Annotated in this window: 3 protein-coding genes; all 3 read right to left on the bottom strand. The window is 40.9% G+C overall.

Annotation, left to right across the window (positions count from 1 at the left end; translation table 11 throughout):
• Positions 1–1,835: OmpA family protein (locus EA341_RS18980; RefSeq protein WP_293016755.1), on the bottom strand; the 1,835-nt coding region annotated here is incomplete at its 3' end.
• Position 1,836: 1 nt separating this feature from the next.
• Positions 1,837–2,808 carry a type IX secretion system membrane protein PorP/SprF gene (locus tag EA341_RS18975; RefSeq protein WP_293016754.1) on the bottom strand — a complete coding sequence of 324 codons (972 nt, stop codon included), beginning with the start codon at positions 2,806–2,808 and terminating at the stop codon, positions 1,837–1,839.
• A gap of 12 nt (positions 2,809–2,820) precedes the next feature.
• A partial coding sequence (locus EA341_RS18970) for a gliding motility-associated C-terminal domain-containing protein (protein ID WP_293016753.1) occupies positions 2,821–5,381 on the bottom strand: 2,561 nt, incomplete at its 5' end.

Raw genomic sequence — 5,381 nt, 5'->3', positions numbered from 1 at the left:
TTTTCCTCTCCATACCATTCCAATCTGATCCGCTCATGATCTACGTTATATCTGGCAAGGTATGCTTTTACCGCATCTGCCCTTCTTTCACTCAGCTTTTCATTGTACTCATGGCTGGCGCGGGAATCTGTATGACTGGCCACAAGGAGGTCAAGAAAAGCATATTTGTTCATCAATTCACCAATCTTATCCAAGATTGGCTCTGCGTCTCTTCTGATGGCTGATTTATCCAGGTCGTAGTAAACAATATCAATGTAAACAGGAAGCTGATAAGGAATTTTGACCAAGGTATATGTCCTTCTTAAGGTATCTTCCTTGAACCCTACAGTGCTTAATGTACTGTCTTTTATGGAGAAAAAGCCTGTCTTCTTTATCTGAAGAGCGTAGTTGCTTTCTGGTTCAAGATCAGCTAATATTTCATTCGAATCGCCAATTTTGGTTGGGATTTCAGACTGACTTCCATCTTGGGTCAGCAAAATTTCAAAATCCTCCATGATAGGGTTGCCATCACAATCAATCAGCTTTGCCTCAAGTTTTTTATTCAAATCCTCTATCCCATAGACATCATCCAAACCCTGACCTCCAATTCTGTCAGATGAAAGGTACGTTTTACCCTTTGAGTCCACGTAATAGGCAAAATCATCTCTTGGACTATTGTATGGAACGCCTATATTTTGAACTTCAGAAAATTCCCCACCTGAATATTTTGCCTTAAAAATATCCAAGCCTCCTAAACCAGCATGGCCATCGGAGCTAAAAAAGAAATCTTCCTCCTGCCTAAATGGATGGCTTTCATTTCCAGCAGTATTGACCTGAGAGCCCAAGTTCACAATATCCCCAAAATTCATTTCACTATCGAAAGCCACATAATAAATATCATAGCCACCAATACTTCCCGGCATATTAGAAGAAAAATATAATCGTCCCTCAGACTCATCCACGAATGGATGCATTACCCCATATTCCAATAAATTATTTGCAGGTAGGGATTGTACATTCTCCACCTCACCTCTTTCATTTAGCTCACCAAAATAGATCCCGGGGTAATTGTAGATATCTTCCCTCCGGTTTCCTTTTTTCTGACCAGTCACTGCAGTGAAAAAAATCAATTTACCGTCAGAAGTTAAGCTTGGATCAGATACATGGAGCGCTTTATCAAGCAATATATTGAGTAAACTGATATTACCTGCCGTGTCTTTCCGGTAAAGACTAAAGTATTCTCTATCGTTCAGGTCACTTTTCTCTTTGCTGAAGATATTGTTTTTGGCATCAAGCCTGATTGCGGGCTTGGTAGAAGATATGACGGTCCCCCTATCGCTGGTAAAGTATATATTACCCTCCTCATCAATACTGGTTCCGAAGTCAGATCCCGAAGAATTGATTGCGGGTAAAGAAACGATCTTGATATTTGCCCTCTCCGCTTGCAATTGCTCCAATCTGGAAAAGTCAATTTCAGGAAAATCAAAAGCTTCAAAATCAGAATCTTTCAGTAAGTTCTCAACATCCATACCTTTACCTGCCTGCATGGCTGCTGTGAGGTATTGATAATAATCATCTCGACCCGCATCCTCAAAAGCTACCACTTTTGCCCACCATGAATAAGCCATATCGTAATTCCTCATCTTGCTGTAAGACTCAGCAATTCTCACCGCTGTTGGGTAGCTTTCCTTTTTTTGGAATGCTTGCTCATAGACTTCTGCAGCATGGGCATAATTCTCCAAATGATATTGCTTATCGGCATACCTGAGCTTTGATTGCTGCGCCAAAGCTTTCTCCAAGCCTGTTGCCATGAGGAGCAACAACATTAAAGTCGATATTTTGAGTATCTCCTTCATATCAGAACCATCTTGGATTTTTGAGCTTTGCACTTCTGGAGCTTAGGTAGTAACCTACTGAAAGTTCGTGTGAAGAATTTCGGTAATTCTCGAGCGCATTGAGGTTGTGGTCATAGGCATAGCCGACTCTCAGGTTTTCGGTAGCAAAAATCTCAGCAATCAAAGCCACAGCAGTACGGTTATTCAGGTTTCCCATTAAATTGTCATTTCCAATTTTCAGGTTGGACCTGTATGAAGCTCCCAACCAAAGTCTTTCCATAAATAAAAACATACCATTGATGTCATAACTTGTTGGTGCGCCTTGAACCTCGCGTATAAGAAAGCTTGGCTTGAAAGAAATATTGTCACCTACAGGTACCATTAGCCCGGCTGTAAGGTAAAAGTGAAAATCATGGAATGCCAGTGCAATGTCTTCTCGCTCAAGCGCTTTTTTACCCACCATATTGAAAGCACTGAAACCGGCATAAAATCTATTGGTGTGGAAAAATAACCCAGCATTCATATTAGGGGTAAACATATTCAATCTTCCCTCTGGGATGTTGGGGTCATTGGGGTCATTGAATTCCCAATTTCCATCAATTACATATTGACTGGCTCCTGCACTGACTCCAAGGGAAAGAAAACTCTCATTTCCTGTCTGTATCCTGTAAGCATAAGTAAGTAAACCAGTAGAAGTATTGGTAGGACCGATCTGATCTGACAACAAAGAAATTCCAAAACCCATCAGGCCCTCATTGGCACTCAGGTCAGCTGTCACAGTAAATGTTTGTGGTGCACCTGGGAAATTAACCCACTGATCACGATAAGTACTTTGAATATAACCTTGGTTTTTGTACCCAGCATATCCCGGGTTGATGTGAAGTCCATTGAAGATGTACTGACTGAATTGTGGTAACTGCTGACCAGATACCATAGTCACTGGCAATAAAGCCATGACTACTATCCATCCATATATTTTCAGCACATTTTTCATTGATCCTTCAAATTAATCTTTTATTACCTGTATCCAACCTTTGAATTCGTGCATTCTTCCCGCGGCATCTGTGCCTTGGAAGATGTAGAAATAAGTGCCAGCAACCTGACCTGGGGCATCCCAGCTGTTATCATAATTTGACTTTTCATAAACATGATCTCCATATCTGTTGAAAATCAAAATATCATTGCTGGCGAATTTACTGATTCCTTTGATTTCGAAAGCATCATTTTTATTGTCTCCATTCGGGGTGATCACGTTTGGAATGAAGAACGCATTGACCACATTACTGTCAACATCACTGTTATTACTCATATCGAAGTCTTCTTCAGCAGAGCTTACAGTCACCTGATTGGTAATATTCAAAGGGTTTTGCCCGTTTATGGCATCTGCTTGAACGAAAATGGTCAAGGTCAAAACTGTACCTGCTGATAAGGATGGTATAGTGTATGTGATTCTGTTGCCCTCTACCCTGATACCTACATCTACGCTATTATCTGAAGAGCTGAATGCTGTGCTGACGTATGTGACTCCTGATGGAAGTATATCTATCACTTCTACATTGGTTGCATTAGTCTCCCCTAGGTTGGTGACAGTCACTGTATATTCGAAATTGTCTCCTTCAAAAATTTCTACTCCGTTGGAAGTTTTCTCCACAGCCAGGTCTACATTATCTGCTAGCAAGGTGAAAGTGACTGAAGCCCTGTCAAAGTTTTCAGGAAAACCGTTTTCCCTCAGCACATACTCCAATTGGTATGTTCCAGGAGGGTTTATTCCAGGTATCAATAAACTTAATTCTCCATTTTCATCTATATTCAAACCAATTAATCCATCCAATTCGGTGAATTCAAAATCAACCTGATCGGGTGTTACGGGGTTTCCATTCAGAAGGTCATTGTCAAGGATATTCCCCAAGGTTCCCATAAAGCTCACAAAATGCTCCCCGAACTCATCATCGTTGGCAATGATTTCCACAAATTCTTCATGGCACCTGATCCCAAAATGAAGATCTATATGTCGTTTTATACTTCTTGAAAGTTCTCTGGTCAAAACTTCAGGAGTGGTAAGTCCACATTGAATATCTACTCTTACATTGTTGAAATCTGCTACCCGAAGGTTTGGCAAAGTTTTGATCAATCCGGTTTCCCCAATATTTTTAGCCGATTCATTAAGGAAATTATCCATTACCAATTGGGCTGTATAGTCTCCAAAATCTGCATTTTCCGGAATGACTTTGTTCCAATACCCTGACTGACTTATCATTGCTTCTCCGTCCAAACCATTCGGACCATTTACTTTGATGTTTGAGGATTGAGAGTTTCCAAAACCTGCAATATTAAGTTCTCCGTAATTTTCAGGCCCGTCGTACCTGCCATCTCCGTTAAGATCAAACCATTCCCAATCTCTGATATCAATGGCTCCCCTGCTTGGATCGTTAAGGGTAACCTGTCCATCATCATTGGCATCAAACCACTCATCCTGCTGTCCATTTCCATTGGAATCATACCATACTATTCCGGAAAGATGGAGCCTATTGCTAGTCCCATATGAAAAATCATCAGCCTGCGTTACACATCCGTCCAGCGTTACTTCCATTTCTGAAGCACTTGCGGCAAAAAGACCTTTAACTGCATTTAAGTTGGCTTCCTGCACCTGTACCAAGTATTTACCAAAAACTAGGTTTTCGAATAGATAACGGCCATTATTTCCTGTGATGGCTATCATTTTCAGACCATCCGACCTGTCAGCTTTGCTCAAGACTACCGGGACACCACTTATTGGCTGACCGGTTTGTTCATTCACAATCCTTCCGGTAATTCTGCCAGCATCAATGCAGGATTCCTCATTGATTACAGGACTTTGTACTTTGATCTCATCAGCACATTCAGAAAGCGCTGATTCATAATCTTCACAAACAGGATTTAGGATTTCTTCATTGTCTCTCCATATCAAAAGAATATTTCTCAAGCTTAGCACATCTCCGCAATTCCATAAAAAACTATCAGAGATTACCCTTATGATCTGATTTTCTTGATTTGGATTCAAGGTTCCCAAAAAGGCGCTGATTTTTACCGGTACTTGGCTATCTCCGATAAATAGGTCTGCCAGTAGCCTGGTTTCGAACCTGGTGTTTTCAAATTGGTTTGGCAAAGAGACAGAAACATATACTTCAGATGAGGATCCGAAATCGCATCTTTCACTTTCAATCTTATTACCGAAGCTATCACTCAGGTATATTCCTTCAACATTGAAACTGTTTTCTTCACAAACAAAAGAGGCTGATTCCCTACAGTCATCAAACTCTGGATCTACAGGGTCAGTAACCCTGATAGTAACAGTTGCCCTGTCTTTTCTACCATCCAGTTTGTCTGTAATTTCGTAGTCAAAAGTATAGACACCCGCTGGTGTGCCTGGAGCAACCGATACAGCACCGAAATTTTCAGAATTAGGATCTTGGTTCAAAATAATGAAGCCTGAAGCCAAAGCACCCTCAATGTCAATTACCGTAAGGGTTATATCGGAGGTGTCTAGTGGCCTACCATCCAACTCGTCATTATCAAAAATATTGATGA

It is taken from the genome of Mongoliibacter sp., from assembly GCF_007692705.1.
Classification (GTDB): domain Bacteria; phylum Bacteroidota; class Bacteroidia; order Cytophagales; family Cyclobacteriaceae; genus Mongoliibacter.
This window is presented reverse-complemented; position numbering and strand designations above follow the sequence as displayed.